Below are 19,131 nucleotides of genomic sequence, written 5' to 3' on the forward strand. Positions count from 1 at the left end.
TAGCGCCTAAAAGATTTACAGGGCTTGTGGCCCTGATGCCTTAGATTCTACATGTAATCTCGCTCAATCCCTGAATAATGGAAGGCGTACGTGCTTATGGACGCGGTGGACAGGCAGCTCATCCAGGCCCTGCGGGAGAACGGCCGGGCCTCGTACGCGGAGCTGGGCAGGCTGGTCGGCCTCTCCGGGCCCAGCGTTACGGACCGGATCAACCGCCTGGAGGCCGCCGGGGTGATCACCGGTTATCGCGCGACCGTCGACGCCGCCTCCCTCGGGCTCGGCGTCACCGCCCTGATCGGCATCCAGCTCTCGGATGCCACCGACCACGAGGAGGTGGCCCACCGGATGCGCGAGCTCGCCGAGATCGAGGACTGCTGGTTCATCGCGGGCGACGACTCCTACATGCTCAAGGTGCGCGCCTCCGACGTGGACGGCCTGGAGCGGACCATCCGCCGGCTCTCCGGCACCAAGGGCGTCTCCCGCACCCGCACCACGATCGTGCTCTCCACCAAGTGGGAGAACCGGGTCGGCGAGCTTCCCGAGGACATCGAGGCGTAGTCTCGGCGAAGGCTGACATCAGCAGACGTATTGGGAGGCGACCCGGGGTGACGGGGACCACACACGACGCGGGTTTCAAGCGGGAGTTGGAAGAGAAGGTCCGCGCGGGCGAGCGGCTCTCGCGGGAGGACGGCATCGCCCTCTACGAGTCCGACGACCTGGCCTGGCTGGGCGGTCTCGCCCATGAGGTGCGCACCCGTAAGAACGGCGACGTGGTGCACTTCAACGTCAACCGCCACCTCAACATGACGAACGTGTGCACCGCGTCCTGTGCGTACTGCTCCTTCCAGCGCAAGCCGGGCGAGAAGGACGCCTACACGATGCGCATCGAGGAGGCCGTCCGCCTCGCCAAGGCGATGGAGAACGAGAACCTCACCGAGCTCCACATCGTCAACGGCCTGCACCCGACCCTTCCCTGGCGCTACTACCCGCGCTCGCTCAAGGCGCTCAAGGAAGCCCTGCCGCAGGTCTCGCTCAAGGCGTTCACCGCCACCGAGATCCACCACTTCGAGAAGATCTCCGGCATGCCGGCCTCGGAGATCCTCGACGAGCTGATCGACGCCGGACTGGAGTCGCTCACCGGCGGCGGCGCCGAGATCTTCGACTGGGAGATCCGGCAGCACATCGTCGACCACGAAACCCACTGGGAGGACTGGTCGCGGATCCACCGGCTCGCGCACGAGAAGGGGCTCAAGACCCCCTGCACGATGCTCTACGGGCATATCGAGGAGCCCCGCCACCGGGTGGACCACGTGCTGCGCCTGCGTGAGCTCCAGGACGAGACCGGCGGCTTCCAGGTCTTCATCCCGCTGCGCTACCAGCACGACTTCGTGGACATGAAGGACGGCAAGATCCGCAACCGTCTTCAGGCCCGCACCACCATGGCGACCGGCGCCGAGGCGCTGAAGACCTTCGCGGTCTCGCGGCTGCTGTTCGACAACGTGCCGCACGTCAAGGTCTTCTGGGTGATGCACGGCGTGCAGACCGCACAGCTCGCGCTCAATCACGGCGCGGACGACATGGACGGCTCGGTCGTCGAGTACAAGATCACTCACGACGCCGACTCCTATGGGACGCCCAACAAGCTCACCCGTGACGACCTGCTCGAGCTGATCCGGGACGCCGGCTTCCGGCCGGTGGAGCGGAACACCCGCTACGAGATCATCCGCGAGTTCGAGGGCCCGGACGCGGCCCGCCGCGAGTCCCCGCAGCCGATGCGGGTGTGACCCGTCCCGCCCACCGTCCGGCGGCCGCCGTCCGACGGCCGCCGAGCGGGGCACCCGGGACCCGGGGGCATGGCCGGTACGGGCCCCGGGAGCCCCGCCGCCGTCGCGTCCAGGAGCCCTGCCGCCGTCGCGTCCAGGAGCCCTGCCGCTGTCGCGTACGGGGGCCTGAGGCGCGTGAGCGCTGACAGTCCCGGTGGGTATCGTCGGCCGCATGCCCCTGCGTTTTGAACTCGACCCCGAGGCCACCCCCGAGCTGCTCGACTCCGTCTGCGCCCTCTGGGCCGACGTCTCGAACGCGGGCGGCGCCGTCGGTTTCGTACCGCCCGTGGCCAAGGACGACATACGCCCCGATCTGCTCAAGCACCTCGCCGCGATGACGGAGGGCCGGACCCGCCTGCTCATCGGCCGCGACGAGGACGGCGCCGTGGCCGCCACCGCCTTCTTCACCTTCAACGTCCACCGGCTGATGCGCCACTGGTGCTGGCTCTACACCGTGATGGTGCACCCCTCCCACCAGGGCAGGGGACACGGCCGCGCCCTTATGGCCGCCGCCGAGGACGCCGCGCGCGATATGGACGGCATCCGGGGGATACGGCTCACCTGCCGCGGCGGCACCGGGGCGGACCGCTTCTACGAGGCGTGCGGCTACAAGGAGGTCGGGCGGGCGCCCGCCGCGATCAGGGTCGCGGACGACGACTTCCGGGACGACGTCACCATGTGGCTGCCGCTGAATTGATCAGAAACCGGCCGTGGTTCACTGGGAGGACAGTTTTTCCCAGCACCAGTTCCGGCAGAACGCCCAGCAGAGTTCCCAGGAGAGAGGACGAGTCGTGTCCTTCACGCCGAGTGCCATGTTCCGCTACACCCTCATGCGCCTGGGAATCTTCGTCGGCTCGTTCCTGGCCATCTGGGGCCTGGTCTACGTCCGGGTGCTGCCCTCCGGCCTCGGCAGCTCCAACCTCTTCTGGGTGGCGCTGCTCGCGCTGGTCGTCTCCGCGCCGCTCAGCTGGGTGATGCTGCGCAGGCAGCGGGACGCCGTGGCCGTCCAGGTCGCCGAGAAGGTGGACCGCGCCAAGGAGCGGCTGGCGGCGAACCAGAGCCAGGAGGACGGCGTCTGACCCGCGCCGGACTGTAACCCTCCTCACACCACCCCACACACTCCACCGACGCTCCCTGCGCCAGCTTCCGTTGGCACAGGGGGCGTTGATGTCTTTCGGCCCCTCAGGAGCCGTCAGGAGCCCTCGGAAGCCGCCAGAAGTCAAAGATTTCCTTTGGGTGCCCCAAAGCGGCGGTGTTAATGTACTTGTCATGAAGACAGCAGCCGCGCCCCTCATCACCGCGAGCGTTCCGCTCGTGGCGCGCCTGCACATCGATCTTTGCCGCTGCCTGTCCGCGGCCTGTCGTCGCCGCTGATCGACCTCACGCGCAGCGGCCGGAGATCCCGTACGGACTCCTGGCTTTCTCCCGCCCTCTTACCTCCACCGGAGTGTGTCCGTTGTCGTCCGCCCTCAAGGCGTCCCCCCAGGGGCCGTCGTCCTTCCGCCTGCCCAAGGTGCCCTTCTGGGCACAGATCCTGCTGGGCCTCGTCCTCGGTGTGGTGCTGGGCTGGATCGCCCGCAGCGGTGATGTCGGCTGGCTGGTCACCACGCTCGACAAGATCGGCTCGATCTTCGTCCAGCTGCTGAAGCTGGCCGTCGCCCCGCTGGTGTTCTTCGCGATCCTGATCTCGATCACCAATCTGCGGAACGTCAACAACGCCGCCCGGCTGGCGACCCGCACCCTGCTGTGGTTCATGGCCACCTCGCTCATAGCCGTCGCCATCGGCCTCGCGATCGGCCTGATCACCAACCCGGGCGCCGGTACCGATCTGACCCCCAAGGACGGCGCCAAGCCCGACCACGCGGGCTCCTGGCTGGACTTCCTCACCGGGATCGTGCCGACCGACGTCATCACCCCGTTCACCGAGCTGAACGTCCTGCAGATCGTCTTCATCGCCGCCGTCGCGGGCGTCGCGGCCCTCCAGCTCGGCGAGAAGGCCCAGCCGATCCTCACCCTGAGCCAGTCGGTGCTCGAACTGCTCCAGAAGGCCCTGTGGTGGGTCATCCGCCTCGCCCCGCTGGGCACCCTCGGCCTCATCGGCACCGCCATCGCCGACTACGGCTGGAACCTGATCGGCAAGTACGCGACCTTCACCGCCGACATCTACATCGGCTGCGCGCTGGTGATGTTCGGCGTCTACCCGCTGCTGCTCGCGACGGTCGCCAAGGTCAACCCCCTGAGCTTCTTCAAGGGTGCCTGGCCCGCCATCCAGCTCGCCTTCGTCTCCCGCTCCTCGGTCGGCACCATGCCGCTGACCCAGAAGGTCACCGAGCGGCTGGGCGTCCCCAAGGAGTACGCCTCCTTCGCGGTGCCCTTCGGCTCGACGACGAAGATGGACGGCTGCGCCTCGATCTACCCGGCGATCGCCGCGATCTTCATCGCCCAGATCTTCGACGTCCACCTCGGCATCGGCGACTACCTCCTGATCGCCTTCGTCTCGGTCATCGGCTCCGCCGCCACCGCCGGCCTTACGGGCGCCACGGTCATGCTGACCCTGACCCTCTCCACCCTGGGCCTCCCCCTGGAGGGCGTCGGCCTGCTGATGGCCATCGACCCGGTGCTGGACATGATGCGGACCGCCACGAACGTGGCCGGCCAGGCGCTGATCCCGGTGATCGTCTCGGCCCGCGAGAAGATCCTCGACCACGAGGCGTACGCCCACGCCAGCGCCTCCCCGCTGGACGACTACGACGAGCCGGAGCGCCGGCTCGCCGCCGCGTAACCCCTGCACAGCGACAAACGGTGCCCCCGGACCTCACGAAGGTCCGGGGGCACCGCGTTGTTCACTCGCCCGCCGTGGCCTCCAGCCCCACGATGGCCACCACCAGCAGGAGCAGGAAGAAGATCCGGGCCGGGGTGACCGGTTCATGGAAGAGGATCATGCCCAGCAGTGCGGTGCCTACGGCGCCGATGCCGACCCAGACGCCGTAGGCCGTGCCGATGGGCAGGCTCTTCACCGCCACGCTCAGCAGTCCCATGCTCACGATCAGACCGGCGACGGTGAACACGCTGGGCCACAGCCGGGTGAAGCCGTCGCTCAGCTTCATGCCGATCGACCAGCAGATTTCGAACAGTCCGGCGGTGAGCAGCAGGACCCATGCCATGACGGCACCTCCGTGAAGTCTCTCGTTACGGGGTGCGTCGTCTTTGCGGGGCCCGGTACGGCGCGTCTCGTCGGGTTGTTTTCGACCGTAGCAAACCCCGGCGTCAGGTGAGCGGGGCGGTGAGGAGGGGCAGGGCCCGGGTGAGCTCGCGCTCCCAGTAGGGCCAGGTGTGGGTGCCGGGGCCGTAGAGGTGGGCGGTGACGGCCAGGCCGTGGACGCGGGCGCGGCGCACATAGCGCTGGGCCATTTCGCCGAGACCGCGCTCCAGGGTGTCCTCGGGGCGGTCCGGTGGGTCGAGGGGGCCGGGGGTGCCGTTTCCGCAGGCGAGGTAGAGCGGGTAGCCGCGGGGGAGCCGGGGGATGAGGGCGTACGGGTTGTGGGCGTCCCAGAGCGCGGACTGGGCGGCGGGGTCTCCCCACAGGGCTGTCGGGTCGGCGCCCTGGCCCGTAAGGATGCCTTGGATGCCGGCGGGATCCAGGGTGGTGTGGATGACACCGCTGAAGGACGCCGCCGCGCGGAAGAGGCGGGGGTGGCGGGCGGCGTAGGACAGGGCGCCGAAGCCGCCCATGGACAGGCCGGCGATCGCACGGCGGCCGTTGGCCCGTAGGGCGCGCTCCAAGAGGGGGCGCAACTCGGCCAGGTGGAAGGTCTCCCAGGCGGGCGGGCCGTAGTGGCCGCCGTTCCACCAGTTGGAGTAGAAGCCGGCGGGGCCGCCCTCGGGGGAGACGATCAGGGCCGGGGTGCCGGCGGTGATGGCCTCGACATCGGTGTTGCGGGTCCACGCCTCCCAGCCGGGGCCCGGATCGCAGCAGCCGTGGAGCAGGTAGAGGACGGGCCAGCGGTGGTGGGGCCGGTGGTCGTAGCCGGTGGGGAGGAGGACGCGGGCATGGCCCTCGCGGCCCAGGGCGGGGGAGTCGATCGTCAGGTCGAGGACGCGCTCGCTGACGCGGTCCGCGGCGATGAGGCGCGCGCGGGCGGTCGTCCGGCGTCCGGCAAGGGCTTCCGCGGGACGGTCCTTCGAGGGGCCGGGCTCCCGGGAGCGGGCTTCGGCGGTGGATGTCAGGAGCGGCGCGGCGGCCAGCGCGGTGAGCGCGGCGACGGCTCTGCGGCGGTTCGGCATCGTTCGTTCTCCTTCGCGGTGCTGCGTACGGAGCTGAACGGGGCACGGTGCGTGGTCAGTTGAAACTTTGATGTCGGCGGGCGGCCGTGGCAAGAGCGCCGACAGTGGTCCCACGTAGGCTTAACCGCGATATGTGTGCGGGGGCACGATCGAAGGGGGCGGCCTGCTTGGGCGGGGCGACGGGGGCAAGCGCGTACCACGGGCGGTGCGGGAGCAGCAGATGCTGGACGCGGGGGTACGGGCCTTCGCGCGCAGCGGCTATCAGAACGCCTCGATGGACGACATCGCCGAGCTGGCCGGGGTTTCCAAACCGCTGGTCTATCTCTATCTCAACTCCAAGGAAGAGCTGTTCACGGCGTGCATACGGCGGGAGGCCGCGGCGCTGGTGGCCACGGTGCGCGCCGCCGTGGAGCGGGACGCGCCCGCCGACCGGCAGTTGTGGAGCGGGCTGAGCGGCTTCTTCGCGCATGCGGCCGAACATCCCGACGGCTGGACGCTGTTGCATGTGCAGGCCCGTACGCATGGGCAGCCCTACGCGCGTGAAGTGGCCGCGATGCGGGCGGAGATCGTGGAGTTCGTGACGCAGCTGATAGGGGCGGCGGCGCGGGAGCACGCCCGCGGCGCGGCGCGCGCCCGGACCCTCGCGGGCACCGAGGTGTCCGGGCTCGCGCACGCGCTGGTGGGCGCGGCCGAATCGCTCGCGGACTGGGCGGGGGACGGAAGAGCGGGCGGGCACTCGGCCAAGGAGGCCGCGGCCACCCTGATGAACTTCGCCTGGGCCGGGCTGGGGAACTTGCTCCAGGGGACGGGATGGTCGCCCGAGCGGGTCGGGTGAGGCGTGGGTCGGCTGACGCGCTCGGGCCGGCTGGAGCCCGGATGGGCTGAGGCGCGGATCGGCTGAGGTGCGGGTCGGTGTGGCCTCAGGCGGGCGTCAGGCGGTGCAGTTGCCCCGCGTCGGCTCGTCCGCCAGCCGCCCGGCCATCCAGTCCAGGGCCGCCGGGATCCCGGTCAGCGCCGTGGTGACATGGTCGAGCGGATAGTCCCGCCACTCCACCGGCACGCCCCGGGCGCACCAGCGAGTGCGCAGCGCCTCGCCGACCCGGTACGGGATCAGCTCGTCCACCAAGCCCTGGTAGAGGTAGACGGGGCGGTCGGGGGAGCGGGTGCCCAAGTACGAGGACCGCAGCGCGAGTTGCCAGGCCGGACTGGTGAGCGGGTCCCTTACGATCACCTCGGACATGCGCTGGAAGAGCCCCGCGATGGTGCTGAGGGCCACGCAGTTCCGCTTCATGAAGTCCACATAGCCGCGGCCCCGGTCGTTGAGGTACGCGTCGAGCCGCAGCGCGGGGAACGCCGCGTCCTGTCCGGTGAGCGCCATAAGGGCGAGCCCGGCGCCGGCTCCGCCGTCGTTGTAGTCGAGCGTCGTGGGGAGATCGGCCGGCACGCCTCCGGCGACCGTGCCCTTCAGCCGCAACTCGGGGGCGTAGGAGGCGTGCAGTTCGGCGGCCCAGCCGGCCGCCTGGCCGCCCTGGGAGTAGCCCATGATGCCGACGGGAGCATCCGGTGAGAGCCCCGCCTCCGGAAGGCGCTGGGCGGCGCGCGCCGCGTCCAGGACGGCATGGCCCTCGGACCGGCCGGCCGTATAGGTGTGGTCGCCCGGGGTGCCCAGGCCCTCGTAGTCGGTGACGGCGACGGCCCAGCCGCGGCGCAGCGCGAGGTCGATCAGCCGGGCCTCGATCGAGGTGCCCTGCGGGAACCGGCCGGAGACCGCGCAGTCGTCGGAGAGGCCGACGGCGCCGATGCCCCAGGTGAGGAGCGGCCGGGGGCCCTGTTTGCCGTCGTCGGGGACGACGACCGTGCCGGAGACGACGTCGGGGCGGCCGGTGGCGGTGGTCGAGCGGTAGGTGATGTGCCATGCCCTGGTCGCGGTCGGCACCCCGGGCAGGGTCCGGAAGGCGGTGGGGGCGGAGGTGACGATGTCACCGGGTCTGCCGGTGCCGGCGGCCGGGGCGCCCGGTACGGCCGCGGCGGCGGGTGGCGCCGAGGCCAGGGCCAGTGCGGCGAGGGTGGCGAGCACGGTGGTGCGGATGCGCATACGGCTCTCCCAACGGTGCGGGGGCGCTCTGGTGGTGCCGAGTCGCTGTGGGAGGACCGTAAGGACGGGCGGAATGTCTGTGGCTGACCGCGGCGCTCAGATTTGCTGACTCCATGTCTCATGCCGGAATGCGCCCGGAGTTGACCCGGTCCAGCGCCGGAACGCCCGGTGGAACGCCGTGTCCTCGGAGAAGCCCAGCCGCGCGGCCAGGTCGGCGATGGGTTCGCCCCCTTCGGCCAGGCTGCTGACCGCCTCGTCACGCCGCACGGTGTCCTTGAGCTCCTGGAAGGACGTGCCCTCCTCTCGCAGCCGCCGCCGCAGCGTCGCCGGGCTGACCGCCAGCCGGGCGGCGACCTCGGGAAGCTCCGGGAGCCGCGCGGTGCGCCGGCCGCGTGGGCTCATCGCCCGGCCGCCGCGCGCCCGTAGGGCCCCGGTGAGCGCGTGCCGCACCTGCTCGGCGACGGTCGTCCCGTAGGCGCGGCGGCTGAGCAGCCCGGCGGGCGCGTGCCGCAGCAGCGTCTGGAGCGTGGACTCGTCCTGGACGACCGGGGCGGTCAGCCAGCGCCGGTCGAAACCGGCCGCGGTGCGCGGTGCGCCGAAGCGGGGCGGGCAGCCGAAGAGCGGCTCGTAGTCGTCGGCGTACGGGGGCGGGAGATAGGCGAACTGGGCCCACAGCAGCGGGATCCGGCGCCCGATCAGCCAGCCGGCGAGCCGGTGCCAGATGAGCATGAGCCATTCGGCCACGATGTGGTGCTCGGCCGCCGTAAGGCCGTCCGCATGCGGGCCCAGCCCGCCGCGCAGGGCCAACACCGCCTCCCGGCCGTGGCCCGCGCCGCGCTCCAGGGCCAGATTGGGTCCGCCGGGGAAGAGCCGGTAGAAGCGGGCCCCGCGCTCCACCGCCGTGCCGAGGTCGGGGCAGCCCAGCGAGGCGTAGCACATCATCGCGAAGGTGCCGGGGCGGCTGCGGATGGTCCCCAGCCCCAGGAACTCGTCCCCGGTGGCCCGGTGCAGGGCGCGCACCAGCCGGGCGAACTGCTCGGGGGAGACGCGGGCGCGGTCGTCGGTGAGCAACAGCGGGGGTATCCGGGCCCGTTGCAGCAGGGGGACGGTGTCGAGGCCGAGCCGCTGCGCACCGCGCAGCGCGGCCCGTACATGGTGCACCGTCACCGTCCGCCGCCCGCGCCCCATGGTCAAAACCGTAGCCCGATCAGGGCGTTGCGTCAGCGGTGCGTCGCTGGACCCCTACGCGGCGTGAGCACCTTAAGGACGGCGCGAGCCCCTTCAGGAGGGCGTGAGCGCCGTGAGTCGAGGACGGCGCGAGCGCCTTACGGGCTATCCTCGACGGCCCGGACGGACTGTGAAAGCGGTGAGGGACATGACCACGACCCGGCGGCCCGCGACAGCCGAATGGCTTGCTCTCGAGCCCCATCCGGAGGGCGGCTGGTACCGGGAGACCTGGCGCAGCGATGTCACGGTGCGGCCGCCGGGGTATGAGGGCGAGCGCGCGACGGCCACGGCGATCTACTTCCTGCTGAGTCCCGGTGAGGAGTCCCGCTGGCATGTGGTGCGTTCGGCCGAGCTGTGGCTGTGGCACAGCGGCGGCCCGCTGCGGCTCCGGCTGGGCGGTACGGGCGACGGCCCGGAGGCGGCCCCCACGGAGCTGGTCCTGGGCCCCGATATCGCCTCCGGCCAGCGCCCCCAGGCCGTCGTCCCGCCGGGCACCTGGCAGTCGGCCCGTCCGGCGGCGGACGAGGAGGTCCTGGTGAGCTGTGTGGTCTCCCCGGGCTTCGACTTCGCCGACTTCCGGCTGCTGGAGGACTGACCGGCCCCGCGAGCCTCCGGGAAAGGCAGAACAGGCAGCAAAGCCAGAGAAGTCAGAGAAGCCAGAGAAGAGGCAGAAAGGCAGGAGCCCCGCTTCCCCGCCAGGCGGGGAGCAGGGCTCCTTAGGTGGTGCTGTTGGATCAGACGGGGCTGACGTTCTCCGCCTGGGGGCCCTTCGGACCCTGAGTGACGTCGAAGGTCACGGCCTGGTTCTCCTCAAGAGAACGGAAGCCGGTCGCGTTGATCGCGGAGTAGTGAACGAAGACATCGGGGCCGCCGCCGTCTTGGGCGATGAAGCCGAAGCCCTTCTCGGCGTTGAACCACTTGACGGTTCCGGTAGCCATAAGCCCTCCTTGGGCCAAAGGGTTGCCCTGCTCCAGAACCTGCAAGAAGTCTGAAAACTACAAAAGCCCGCGGTTACATGCTCCGCAGGCTCTGTACTGCAAGGAAACCAAACTGCAACTTGCGGCGAGCCTAGCACGCTCCGTGTGCACGAGGAAAGAGCCGAAGATCACGAAAACGAGGGGTTTCCCTGGCTTCCAGGATGGATAAGATCGCAGGTCGAGCGCTTACCGGTCGGTCAGCGCAAGGTCGGCCGACCACCCCGCCGCCATTCCCGGGGGTGAGCGGGGCTAGCCTCCGAGACGTGGACAATTCACCGAGTTCCCCCTCGCGGAGTACCCAGGACGCCTCCGAAAGCATCAGGCCCTCTGTCGGTCATCGGCTCACCCGGCCAAAAGTGGGGCACATCCAGTACCTCAATTGCATGCCGTTGTACTGGGGCCTCGCCAGGACCGGATCGCTCCTGGATTTCGAGCTCACCAAGGCATCTCCCGACGCCCTCAACGACCTGCTGGTCCGTGGCGATCTCGACATCGGCCCGATCAGCCTGGTGGAGTATCTGCGCAATGCGGACGATCTCGTCGCGCTCCCCGACATCGCGGTGGGCTGCGACGGGCCCGTGATGTCCTGCGTGATCGTCTCGCAGGTGCCGCTGGAGCAGCTGAACGGGGCGCGCGTCGCACTCGGTTCCGCCTCGCGCACCTCCGTACGCCTGGCTCAGCTCCTGCTCGCCGAGCGGTACGGGCTCGCTCCCGACTACTACACCTGTCCGCCCGACCTCAGCCTGATGATGCAGGAGGCCGAGGCGGCGGTGCTGATCGGCGACGCCGCGCTGCGGGCCAATCTCCACGACGCGCCCCGCCTGGGCCTCCAGGTCCACGACCTGGGTCAGATGTGGAAGGAGTGGACCGGGCTCCCCTTTGTCTTCGCGGTGTGGGCGGCCCGCCGCGAGTACCTGGAGCGGGAGCCGGAGATCGTCCGGGGCGTACACCAGGCGTTCCTGGAGTCGCGGAACGTCTCCCTGGAAGAGGTCGGCAAGGTCGCCGAGCAGGCGGCGCGCTGGGAGCAGCTCGAGGCGTCGGTGCTGGAGCGCTACTTCACCACCCTCGACTTCAGCCTCGGCGCGGAGCAGTTGCAGGGCATCGCGGAGTTCGCCCGCCGTACGGGTCCGACGACCGGATACCCGGCGGACGTCCGGGTCGATCTGCTGACCTGACCTGACCTGACCTTCCGGACCGCACCGACCTGCGTGGATGGCGGGAACACCCCCTAAGCTGGACCGGCGCACGGAGGGGGAGGCAACGCGATGGATCCGCTGGGAGCGGACGATCCGCAGGTCATCGGCGCGTACCGGCTGCTCGGACGGCTCGGTTCGGGCGGGATGGGCCGGGTCTTTGTGGGACGCAGCGCGGGCGGGCGCACGGTAGCGGTGAAGGTTGTGCACGCCCATTTCGCGCTGGACGAGGAGTTCCGCGCCCGCTTCCGACGTGAGGTCGACGCCGCGCGCCGGGTCGGCGGCGCCTTTACCGCGCCGGTCCTGGACGCCGACCCGGAGGCGCGCATTCCGTGGGTGGCCACCGGCTATGTCGCGGGCCCTCCGCTCAACCAGGCGGTGTCCGACGAGGGGCCGTTGCCCGAGTCGGCGGTGCGGGCCCTGGGCGCGGGGCTCGCCGAGGCACTGGCCGCGGTGCACGCCCTCGGCCTGGTCCACCGCGACGTCAAGCCGTCCAATGTGCTGCTCGCGCTCGACGGTCCGCGTCTGATCGACTTCGGCATCGCCCGGGCCACCGAGGGCACGGTGTCGCTGACCTCGACCGGCGCCTCCATCGGCTCGCCCGGCTATATGGCGCCCGAGCAGATCCTGGGCGAGGGCGTCGAGGGCGCGGCCGATGTCTTCTCCCTGGGCGCGGTGCTGGCGTACGCGGCGACGGGCAAGCCGCCGTTCCCGGGCGACACTTCGGCCGCGCTGCTCTACAAGGTGGTGCACGACGAGCCCCGGCTCGGCCCCGAGCTGACGGGGGAGCTGCGCGATCTGGTCGCCGCGTGCCTCGCCAAGAACCCGGCCGACCGCCCCACCCCCGAGCGGATCGTACGGCGCCTCGCCCCGGAGGACGGCGCCTCGGGGCTCGCACGGCCGGGCTGGCTGCCGGGGGCGCTGGTGGAGCGGGTGAGCCGACAGGTGGTGGAGCTGCTCGACCTGGAGGCGGAGGCCGTGGCCCCGCCGAGCGTGGCCGAGCCGCCCGCCATAGGGCCGTCCGCTATAGGACAGTCCGCTAGAGGGCCGTCATCCATAGGGCCGTCCTCGGCCGAGCCGTCGGCCACGGAGCCACCCGCCGCCGAGCCCTCCACCACCCAGCCGCCCGCCGCGGACTCACCGACCCCGCCGCCCACCCCGGCCCCGGTCTCACCCCTGCTGGGCGCCTTCGGCCCGCCCGACCCGTCGTACGCCAACGGGCTGCCCCCGAAGGACCACCCCGGACCTCCGCTCCCCTCCCCGCCGTCGTCGAAACCGGGCGGCCGCAGTGTCGCGCTCTCCGCCGCCGTCGGCGGTAAGAAGCGCCCCAAGGCGCTGAGCTGCACGCTGGTGCTGTCCGTCGCGGGCGCGCTGGCCGTCGCGACGACCGCCGCCGTGCTCTTCAAGGTGCTGCCCGGCGGCTCCGGCGACAACAACGACCAGGGCGCCGCGGACCCCCGCCCCTCCGCCACCGGACGGAACCCGGGAGACGGAGCGCACGACGGCTCCGGGAAGGGTGCCGTGCCCAAGGCGTTCCTCGGCACCTGGCAGGGCGATCTGACCTCCGACTCGGGTATCCCGGTGGGCACCTTGACCATCACCTTCCGGCAGGGGCGGACCGGGCAGGACGTCGCCAGCGGCCGGGTCAAGCTGTCGGTGCTGCGCTGCGACAGCACCTGGAAGCTGGTCTCGGCGGCCCCGAAACAACTCCACCTCGACGCGCGCCTGAAGGGTTCCGAACCCCAGCAGGGGTGCAGCGACGCCTCGACGGACGAGCGGTTCACCCTCACCTCCGACGGGGCGCTCAGCTACCAGGCGAAGGACGACCAGGCGGGTGACCCCACGGGCACTCTGCGCAAGCTGGAATGAGCGGGGGCGGGGTGCGCTGATGTGCCCGCCCCGTACTCGTACTGGCGTACAGGCGCTGGCGTACGCTGGGTCGGTCCACCCATAAACCTCCGAAAGGTACGCCCCGGTGACCGCAAACGCAGAGGTGCAGGTAGTCCTCGACCGCGCCGCCGACGGGGGTCGGATCACCCCACAAGAGGCGCTCGACCTTTACCGTTCGGCTCCGCTGCACGCGCTGGGGGCCGCCGCCGACGCGGTCCGGCGCCGTCGCTACGCGGGCACCGAGCACATCGCGACGTACATCATCGAACGGAACATCAACTACACCAACGTCTGCGTCACGGCGTGCAAGTTCTGCGCCTTCTACGCCGCGCCGAAGGACACGGCGAAGGGCTGGAGCCGCGATCTCGACGACATCCTGCGGCGCTGCGCGGAGACGGTCGAGCTGGGCGGCACGCAGATCATGTTCCAGGGCGGCCACCACCCGGACTACGGCGTGGAGTACTACGAGAAGCACTTCTCGGCCATCAAGAAGGCGTTCCCGCAGCTGGTGATCCACTCGCTGGGGGCGTCCGAGGTCGAGCACATGGCGCGGATCTCGGGCGTCTCGGCCGAGGAGGCCATCCGCCGTATCCACGCGGCCGGTCTCGACTCCTTCGCCGGCGCGGGCGCCGAGCTGCTGCCGGAACGGCCGCGCAAGGCCATCGCACCGCTGAAGGAGTCCGGCGAGCGCTGGCTGGAGATCATGGAGATCGCCCATAACCTCGGCGTGGAGTCCACCTCCACCATGCTGATGGGCACCGGCGAGACCAACGCCGAGCGGATCGAGCACCTCCGCATGATCCGTGACGTGCAGGACCGTACGGGCGGCTTCCGCGCCTTCATCCCGTACACCTACCAGCCCGAGAACAACCACCTGAAGGGCCAGACGCAGGCGACCGTCTTCGAGTACCTGCGGATGATCGCCATCGCCCGGCTCTTCCTCGACAACGTCGCCCATATCCAGGGTTCCTGGCTGACCGTCGGCAAGGAGGCCGGCCAGCTGGCCCTGCACTACGGGGCGGACGACCTCGGCTCGGTGATGCTGGAGGAGAACGTGGTCTCCTCGGCGGGCGCCCGCCACCGCTCCAACCGGATGGAGCTGCTCCACCTCATCCGCGCGGCCGGCCGGGTCCCCGCGCAGCGTGCGACGACGTACGAGCACCTGGTGGTGCACGACGACCCGGCGAACGACCCGGTCGACGACCACGTCGTCTCGCATCTGTCCTCGACGGCGATCGACGGTGGCACGGCCCACCCCGAGCTGATGGTGATCCAGGCGTCCTGATGCTCACGCTCCACGCGGCGCCCGTCGTCCGGTGCACCCCCCACGACGCGGCGCCGCTGCACGAGGCCGCCGTCGCGGTCGACGGCGACCGCATCGCGGCCATCGGCCCCCTGGAGGAGCTGCGGCGGGCCTATCCGCGGGCCCGGGTGCGGGAGTGGCCCGGGGAGCTCGGCCCCGCCCTCGTCCACGAGGGCCCGGTGCCCGACGCGCCCAGCCCGCGGGAGCGGATCCATGCCCTGCTGCGGCGGGGCGCGACCGCCGTTCTCGCGCACCACCTCGGCGACGCCGAGCTGCGCGCGGCCGCCCACCGGGGCGGCATCGCCGTCCTGGACCGGCCCCGGCCGCCCGTCCTCGCCCCGGACGGCCGCGCGGACCTGGCCGTCTTCGACGCGGACGGCGCGTGCCTGGCCACGGTGGTGGCGGGGCGGCTGGTGCACCGGCGCCGCTGAGGCACGCCGGGCCCCGGGCGGGGGCGCGGGGCGCGGGAGGTGAACAATGGGGGCGTGAGCCGAGCATCCCTGGACAAGCAGCCGCACGAAGTCGCCGCCATGTTCGACGGCGTGGCGGCCAAATACGACCTCACCAACGATGTGCTGTCGCTCGGGCAGGCCCGGCTGTGGCGCAAGGCGGTCGCCCGGGCCGTGGACGCGCGCGCCGGTGAGCGGGTGCTCGACCTCGCCGCCGGTACGGGGACGTCCTCGCTGCCCTTCCAGGCGGCGGGCGCGTACGTGGTGCCGTGCGACTTCTCGCTCGGGATGCTCCGGGAGGGCAAGAAGCGCCATCCGCGGCTGCCGCTGACGGCGGGCGACGCGACCCGGCTGCCCTTCGCGGACGGGGTCTTCGACGCCGTCACGATCTCCTTCGGGCTGCGCAACATCCAGGACACGCAGGGGGCGCTGCGCGAGATGCTGCGGGTGACCCGGCCCGGCGGACGGGTCGTCATCTGCGAGTTCAGCCACCCCACATGGGAGCCGTTCCGCACCGTCTACAGCGAGTATCTGATGCGCGCGCTGCCGCCGATCGCGACGTCGGTCAGCAGCAACCCGGACGCGTATGTCTACCTCGCCGAGTCCATCCGCACCTGGCCGGATCAGCCCCGTCTCGCCGCTCGGCTGCGGGCGGCGGGCTGGGAGCGGCCGGCCTGGCGCAACCTCACCGGCGGCGTGGTGGCCCTCCACCGGGCGTACAAGCCGTAAGGCGGCCACGAACGCGGCGTACGGGCCGTAACGGCGGCCTACGAGCCGTAAGGCGGCCACGGGCGGCCACCGGCCGGGCCGCGGGGGACGGCTCCTTGCGCCCCTTCGCGCCCCTTCGCGAGTGCCGGAGTTACGCCCCCCATAGACTGCAGGTGTCCAGTGCCCGGCGTGACCGGCACGCTGTTACCGAGGCTTGGGGAGACCCCGCGTGAGCGAGACCGCACCCACCGAGAGCGCGTCCTTTGGGATCTCGGAGCGCAGCGCCGATGTGATCGTCGTCGGCGCCGGACCGGCCGGCTCCACCACCGCGTACCACCTCGCCAAGGCGGGGCTGGATGTGCTGCTGCTGGAGAAGACGGCCTTTCCGCGCGAGAAGGTGTGCGGTGACGGCCTGACCCCGCGCGCCACCAAGCAGCTCGTGGCCATGGGCATCGACATCTCCGAGGAGGCGGGCTGGCTGCGCAACCGGGGCCTGCGGATCATCGCCGGCGGGGTGCGGCTGCAGCTCGACTGGCCGGATCTGGCCGCGTACCCCAACTACGGCCTGGTCCGTAAGCGCGACGACTTCGACGAGCAGCTGGCGCGGCAGGGGCAGAAGGCCGGGGCCCGGCTGTACGAGCGCTGCAATGTGGGCGCCCCGATCACCGACGAGCGCACCGGCCGGATCACCGGGGTCCACGCGAAGCTGGGCGAGGAGAAGACGCCCGTCACCTTCCACGCGCCCCTGGTGGTCGCCGCCGACGGCAACTCCACCCGGCTCTCGCTCGCCATGGGGCTGCACCGGCGCGAGGACCGTCCGATGGGCGTGGCGGTGCGGACGTACTTCACGTCGCCCCGCCATGACGACGACTACCTGGAGTCCTGGCTGGAGTTGTGGGACCGGCGCGGTGCGCAGGACCGGCTGCTGCCCGGCTACGGCTGGATCTTCGGCATGGGCGACGGCACGAGCAATGTGGGCCTGGGCGTCCTCAACACCTCGTCCTCCTTCAAGGAGCTCGACTGGCGCGAGGTCCTCAAGGCGTGGTGCGCGTCGATGCCGGAGGACTGGGGCTACACCCCGGAGAACATGACCGGCCCGATCCGCGGCGCCGCCCTCCCGATGGCCTTCAACCGGCAGCCGCACTACACCCGCGGGCTGCTGCTCGTCGGCGACGCGGGCGGCATGGTCAACCCGTTCAACGGCGAGGGCATCGCCTATGCGATGGAATCCGGACAGATCGCCGCGGACGTGATCGTCCAGGCCCATGCCCGCGCCACCGCCCCCCAGCGCGAACTGGCCCTCCAGCGCTACCCGAAGGTCCTCAAGGACACCTACGGCGGCTATTACACGCTGGGCCGGGCGTTCGTGAAGCTGATCGGCAATCCGAAGGTCATGAAGCTGGCGGCACAGCGCGGGCTGACGCATCCGATGCTGATGCGGTTCACCCTCAAGCTGCTGGCGAATCTGACGGATCCGACGGGCGGCGATGCGATGGACCGCATCATCAACGGCCTCACCAAGGTGACCCCGCGAGCCTGACGGCCCCGTAAGGGCCTCGGCTCGACCGAAGGGCGGCCGGCGCCCCGAAGGGCGCGGGGCCGTATCAATATGCGGCTCCGCCGCGGGGCGCGACCAGCCACGGCGGCGCCGCAGACGGCCGACGGCGTATTGGGGCACTCCAGCGGGGCGCTCAGGCGCCCGGGCCGCCGCTCGCGATGACGCCGAACGGCGCCCGGACCACATCCGCCAGCCAGGCCATCCGGCCGATCCCCTCGGCCGACATGGCCGGCATCAGCACCGAACCGCCCAGGTCCTGTCCCTTGGCCACCACCGCGTCGCAGTCCGCCACCTCGAAGTACGGCAGCCACTGCGGGGGTGTCGAATGCCCCTCCTGGAGCTGGGCGACGCCGCCGAAGGAGCCCTCCCGGCCGGCGCCGGTGGTCATCAGCACCGTGTACGCCCCGCCGGGGAAGGACATCTCCTCGGCGTCCCAGCCGAAGACCTTGCGGTAGAAGGCCAGGTCCCTGGGGGGATCGGGGGAGTGCAGCTCGGTCCAGCACAGGGTGCCGGGGTCGTTGACCGCGTCCAGCCCCGCCGTCCTGCCGGGCTGCCAGATGGCGAAGCGGGCGCCGCCGGGGTCGGTGAACTGGGCCATCCGCCCCTCCTCGAAGACGTCGAAGGGAGCGAGCCGCACCGTGCCGCCCGACTGCTCGACGGTCCGCGCGGTCTCCTCGGCGTCACGGGTGTGGAAATACGGCGTCCAGGCGGACCGTGCGCCCTCCTCGGTGAGCGGCCCGACGGCCGCGACGGTCTTGCGGCCCAGGGTGAAGAAGCCGTACCCGCCTGCCTCGGGGCCGGCCGACTCGAAGCGCCAGCCCATCAGGGAGCCGTAGAAGGCCACGGCCGCTTCGGTGTCGGGGGCGCCCAGATCGAGCCAGTTGGGGGCGCCGGGGACGTAATCGGTGGTGAGCATGGGCGCTCCTTCGACGGTCGAGCGCGAAGACGCGGGAAGTTGTGCTAGCGATTGCCTCGTTCTGTCCGGGATTGCCTCGTTACTCAGTCTGGCACCGGGCACCGACAGCCGCCGCCGGGCTCGACATGACGTCGCCGGGGGGCGGTGGTGACAATGAAGGCAGGGGGCGCCGTGCGCGTCAGCCGCGGTGACGCCGGATCGATGCGGCTCACAGGGCCGGTTCCACCGCCGGTGGGCCTGGCAGGAGGTACACCATGACGAAGGCAGCGGACATCATGCACCCGGGCGCGCAGTGGCTTCCGGAGAACGAGACGGTGCTGCGCGCCGCCCAGCTGATGCGGGACCTCGGCGTGGGGGCCCTGCCGGTCAGCGACAGCAACGAGCGGCTGTGCGGCATCGTGACCGACCGCGACATCGTCGTCGGATGCATCGCGGAGAGCGCCGACCCGTCCGGGACGCCCGTCGGGGCGCTCGCCAAGGGCACTCCGCGCTGGATTTCCGCGGACGCCGATGTCACGGACGTCCTGCGGGAGATGGAGGAGCACAAGATCCGCAGGCTGCCGGTGATCGACCAGAACAAGCGGCTGGTCGGAATGATCTCCGAGGCGGATCTGGCCCACCACCTCAGTGACGACCTCCTCGGCGAGTTCCTGGAGAAGGTCTACGCGCAGTAGGCGCGCGATGGGGTCGTGAGGCCGCCGTCCGCGG

20 protein-coding genes and 1 riboswitch are annotated in these 19,131 nt (G+C 71.1%); of the genes, 14 read left to right on the top strand and 6 right to left on the bottom strand.

Translation table 11 applies throughout. The annotated features are described in order from the left end of the window. The first annotated feature begins 96 nt into the window (after window positions 1–96). The 5 genes from CGL27_RS27145 (at window position 97) to CGL27_RS27165 (ending at window position 4,605) form a co-directional block, all read left to right on the top strand. Window positions 97–558, top strand: coding sequence for an Lrp/AsnC family transcriptional regulator (locus CGL27_RS27145; protein WP_014054040.1), 462 nt, complete (start codon window positions 97–99; stop codon window positions 556–558). A 47-nt stretch (window positions 559–605) separates the two neighbouring features. Beyond that, the gene (gene mqnE, locus CGL27_RS27150; RefSeq protein WP_078642837.1) at window positions 606–1,784 is read left to right on the top strand and encodes an aminofutalosine synthase MqnE; all 1,179 of its coding nucleotides are present in this window, start codon (window positions 606–608) and stop codon (window positions 1,782–1,784) included. Between the two features lie 211 nt (window positions 1,785–1,995). Beyond that, window positions 1,996–2,520, top strand: coding sequence for a GNAT family N-acetyltransferase (locus CGL27_RS27155; RefSeq protein WP_119994571.1), 525 nt, complete (start codon window positions 1,996–1,998; stop codon window positions 2,518–2,520). Between the two features lie 115 nt (window positions 2,521–2,635). Continuing rightward, a complete protein-coding gene (locus CGL27_RS27160) occupies window positions 2,636–2,902 on the top strand; it encodes a DUF4229 domain-containing protein (protein ID WP_078642838.1) in 267 nt (88 codons plus the stop codon). 377 nt (window positions 2,903–3,279) lie between these two features. Beyond that, on the top strand, window positions 3,280–4,605 hold the full coding sequence (locus CGL27_RS27165) for a dicarboxylate/amino acid:cation symporter (protein WP_107439117.1): 1,326 nt from the start codon (window positions 3,280–3,282) through the stop codon (window positions 4,603–4,605). Between the two features lie 61 nt (window positions 4,606–4,666). Here CGL27_RS27165 and CGL27_RS27170 read toward each other — a convergent pair whose 3' ends face one another. After that, window positions 4,667–4,987, bottom strand: a complete 321-nt coding sequence (locus CGL27_RS27170; RefSeq protein WP_078642840.1) for a multidrug efflux SMR transporter — start codon at window positions 4,985–4,987, stop codon at window positions 4,667–4,669. Between the two features lie 31 nt (window positions 4,988–5,018). After that, window positions 5,019–5,088, bottom strand: a riboswitch (guanidine-III (ykkC-III) riboswitch). 2 nt (window positions 5,089–5,090) lie between these two features. Continuing rightward, the gene (locus CGL27_RS27175; RefSeq protein ID WP_119990606.1) at window positions 5,091–6,107 is read right to left on the bottom strand and encodes an alpha/beta hydrolase family protein; all 1,017 of its coding nucleotides are present in this window, start codon (window positions 6,105–6,107) and stop codon (window positions 5,091–5,093) included. A 220-nt stretch (window positions 6,108–6,327) separates the two neighbouring features. Here CGL27_RS27175 and CGL27_RS27180 point away from each other — a divergent pair, with 220 nt between their 5' ends. Continuing rightward, window positions 6,328–6,942 carry a TetR/AcrR family transcriptional regulator gene (locus CGL27_RS27180; protein WP_205587757.1) on the top strand — a complete coding sequence of 205 codons (615 nt, stop codon included), beginning with the start codon at window positions 6,328–6,330 and terminating at the stop codon, window positions 6,940–6,942. Between the two features lie 96 nt (window positions 6,943–7,038). Here CGL27_RS27180 and CGL27_RS27185 read toward each other — a convergent pair whose 3' ends face one another. After that, window positions 7,039–8,202 carry a lipase family protein gene (locus tag CGL27_RS27185; protein ID WP_119990608.1) on the bottom strand — a complete coding sequence of 388 codons (1,164 nt, stop codon included), beginning with the start codon at window positions 8,200–8,202 and terminating at the stop codon, window positions 7,039–7,041. Between the two features lie 96 nt (window positions 8,203–8,298). Beyond that, window positions 8,299–9,390 (bottom strand): AraC family transcriptional regulator, encoded by a 1,092-nt coding sequence (locus CGL27_RS27190; RefSeq protein ID WP_119990609.1) that lies wholly within the window; start codon window positions 9,388–9,390, stop codon window positions 8,299–8,301. 187 nt (window positions 9,391–9,577) lie between these two features. Between CGL27_RS27190 and CGL27_RS27195 the strand changes: the two genes are divergently transcribed. Beyond that, a complete protein-coding gene (locus CGL27_RS27195) occupies window positions 9,578–10,024 on the top strand; it encodes a cupin domain-containing protein (RefSeq protein ID WP_119990611.1) in 447 nt (148 codons plus the stop codon). Window positions 10,025–10,163: 139 nt separating this feature from the next. Here the strand turns inward: CGL27_RS27195 and CGL27_RS27200 are convergent, their stop codons facing one another. Then, window positions 10,164–10,367: a cold-shock protein gene (locus tag CGL27_RS27200; protein WP_014054052.1), complete on the bottom strand. Its 204-nt coding sequence runs from the start codon at window positions 10,365–10,367 to the stop codon at window positions 10,164–10,166. 356 nt (window positions 10,368–10,723) lie between these two features. Between CGL27_RS27200 and CGL27_RS27205 the strand changes: the two genes are divergently transcribed. The 6 genes from CGL27_RS27205 to CGL27_RS27230 all read left to right on the top strand — a co-directional run bounded on the left by CGL27_RS27205 (window position 10,724) and on the right by CGL27_RS27230 (window position 17,489). Then, window positions 10,724–11,581 carry a menaquinone biosynthesis protein gene (locus tag CGL27_RS27205; RefSeq protein WP_257790015.1) on the top strand — a complete coding sequence of 286 codons (858 nt, stop codon included), beginning with the start codon at window positions 10,724–10,726 and terminating at the stop codon, window positions 11,579–11,581. Between the two features lie 90 nt (window positions 11,582–11,671). Further along, entirely contained in the window at window positions 11,672–13,468 is a 1,797-nt protein-coding gene (locus tag CGL27_RS27210) for a protein kinase (RefSeq protein WP_119990613.1), read from the top strand. A 106-nt stretch (window positions 13,469–13,574) separates the two neighbouring features. Then, window positions 13,575–14,774, top strand: a complete 1,200-nt coding sequence (gene mqnC, locus CGL27_RS27215) for a cyclic dehypoxanthinyl futalosine synthase (RefSeq protein ID WP_119990615.1) — start codon at window positions 13,575–13,577, stop codon at window positions 14,772–14,774. Then, window positions 14,774–15,223, top strand: a complete 450-nt coding sequence (locus CGL27_RS27220; protein ID WP_119990617.1) for a hypothetical protein — start codon at window positions 14,774–14,776, stop codon at window positions 15,221–15,223. Before mqnC ends, CGL27_RS27220 begins: the two co-directional genes overlap by 1 nt. 54 nt (window positions 15,224–15,277) lie before the next feature. Then, complete coding sequence (locus CGL27_RS27225; protein ID WP_078642850.1) at window positions 15,278–15,970, top strand: demethylmenaquinone methyltransferase; 693 nt, start codon at window positions 15,278–15,280, stop codon at window positions 15,968–15,970. A gap of 208 nt (window positions 15,971–16,178) precedes the next feature. Next, the gene (locus tag CGL27_RS27230) at window positions 16,179–17,489 is read left to right on the top strand and encodes a geranylgeranyl reductase family protein (protein ID WP_205587758.1); all 1,311 of its coding nucleotides are present in this window, start codon (window positions 16,179–16,181) and stop codon (window positions 17,487–17,489) included. A 151-nt stretch (window positions 17,490–17,640) separates the two neighbouring features. Here the strand turns inward: CGL27_RS27230 and CGL27_RS27235 are convergent, their stop codons facing one another. After that, window positions 17,641–18,423 carry a VOC family protein gene (locus tag CGL27_RS27235; RefSeq protein ID WP_119990619.1) on the bottom strand — a complete coding sequence of 261 codons (783 nt, stop codon included), beginning with the start codon at window positions 18,421–18,423 and terminating at the stop codon, window positions 17,641–17,643. A gap of 254 nt (window positions 18,424–18,677) precedes the next feature. Between CGL27_RS27235 and CGL27_RS27240 the strand changes: the two genes are divergently transcribed. Next, window positions 18,678–19,097, top strand: coding sequence for a CBS domain-containing protein (locus tag CGL27_RS27240; RefSeq protein WP_119990621.1), 420 nt, complete (start codon window positions 18,678–18,680; stop codon window positions 19,095–19,097). Window positions 19,098–19,131: the final 34 nt, after the last annotated feature.

The sequence above is a fragment of the Streptomyces sp. 11-1-2 genome (assembly GCF_003595545.1).
GTDB classification, from domain to species: Bacteria; Actinomycetota; Actinomycetes; order Streptomycetales; family Streptomycetaceae; genus Streptomyces; species Streptomyces hygroscopicus_B.

Excerpts from the sequence above, each read along its gene's own strand:
- CGL27_RS27180 (WP_205587757.1), top strand. The coding sequence starts at position 6,328 with ATGCTGGACGCGGGGGTACGGGCCTTCGCGCGCAGCGGCTATCAGAAC.
- CGL27_RS27170 (WP_078642840.1), bottom strand. The coding sequence starts at position 4,987 with ATGGCATGGGTCCTGCTGCTCACCGCCGGACTGTTCGAAATCTGCTGG.
- CGL27_RS27195 (WP_119990611.1), top strand. The coding sequence starts at position 9,578 with ATGACCACGACCCGGCGGCCCGCGACAGCCGAATGGCTTGCTCTCGAG.
- CGL27_RS27235 (WP_119990619.1), bottom strand. The coding sequence starts at position 18,423 with ATGCTCACCACCGATTACGTCCCCGGCGCCCCCAACTGGCTCGATCTG.
- CGL27_RS27210 (WP_119990613.1), top strand. The coding sequence starts at position 11,672 with ATGGATCCGCTGGGAGCGGACGATCCGCAGGTCATCGGCGCGTACCGG.
- CGL27_RS27190 (WP_119990609.1), bottom strand. The coding sequence starts at position 9,390 with ATGGGGCGCGGGCGGCGGACGGTGACGGTGCACCATGTACGGGCCGCG.
- CGL27_RS27200 (WP_014054052.1), bottom strand. The coding sequence starts at position 10,367 with ATGGCTACCGGAACCGTCAAGTGGTTCAACGCCGAGAAGGGCTTCGGC.
- CGL27_RS27155 (WP_119994571.1), top strand. The coding sequence starts at position 1,996 with ATGCCCCTGCGTTTTGAACTCGACCCCGAGGCCACCCCCGAGCTGCTC.
- CGL27_RS27160 (WP_078642838.1), top strand. The coding sequence starts at position 2,636 with ATGTTCCGCTACACCCTCATGCGCCTGGGAATCTTCGTCGGCTCGTTC.
- CGL27_RS27185 (WP_119990608.1), bottom strand. The coding sequence starts at position 8,202 with ATGCGCATCCGCACCACCGTGCTCGCCACCCTCGCCGCACTGGCCCTG.
- CGL27_RS27220 (WP_119990617.1), top strand. The coding sequence starts at position 14,774 with ATGCTCACGCTCCACGCGGCGCCCGTCGTCCGGTGCACCCCCCACGAC.
- CGL27_RS27175 (WP_119990606.1), bottom strand. The coding sequence starts at position 6,107 with ATGCCGAACCGCCGCAGAGCCGTCGCCGCGCTCACCGCGCTGGCCGCC.
- CGL27_RS27240 (WP_119990621.1), top strand. The coding sequence starts at position 18,678 with ATGACGAAGGCAGCGGACATCATGCACCCGGGCGCGCAGTGGCTTCCG.
- CGL27_RS27145 (WP_014054040.1), top strand. The coding sequence starts at position 97 with ATGGACGCGGTGGACAGGCAGCTCATCCAGGCCCTGCGGGAGAACGGC.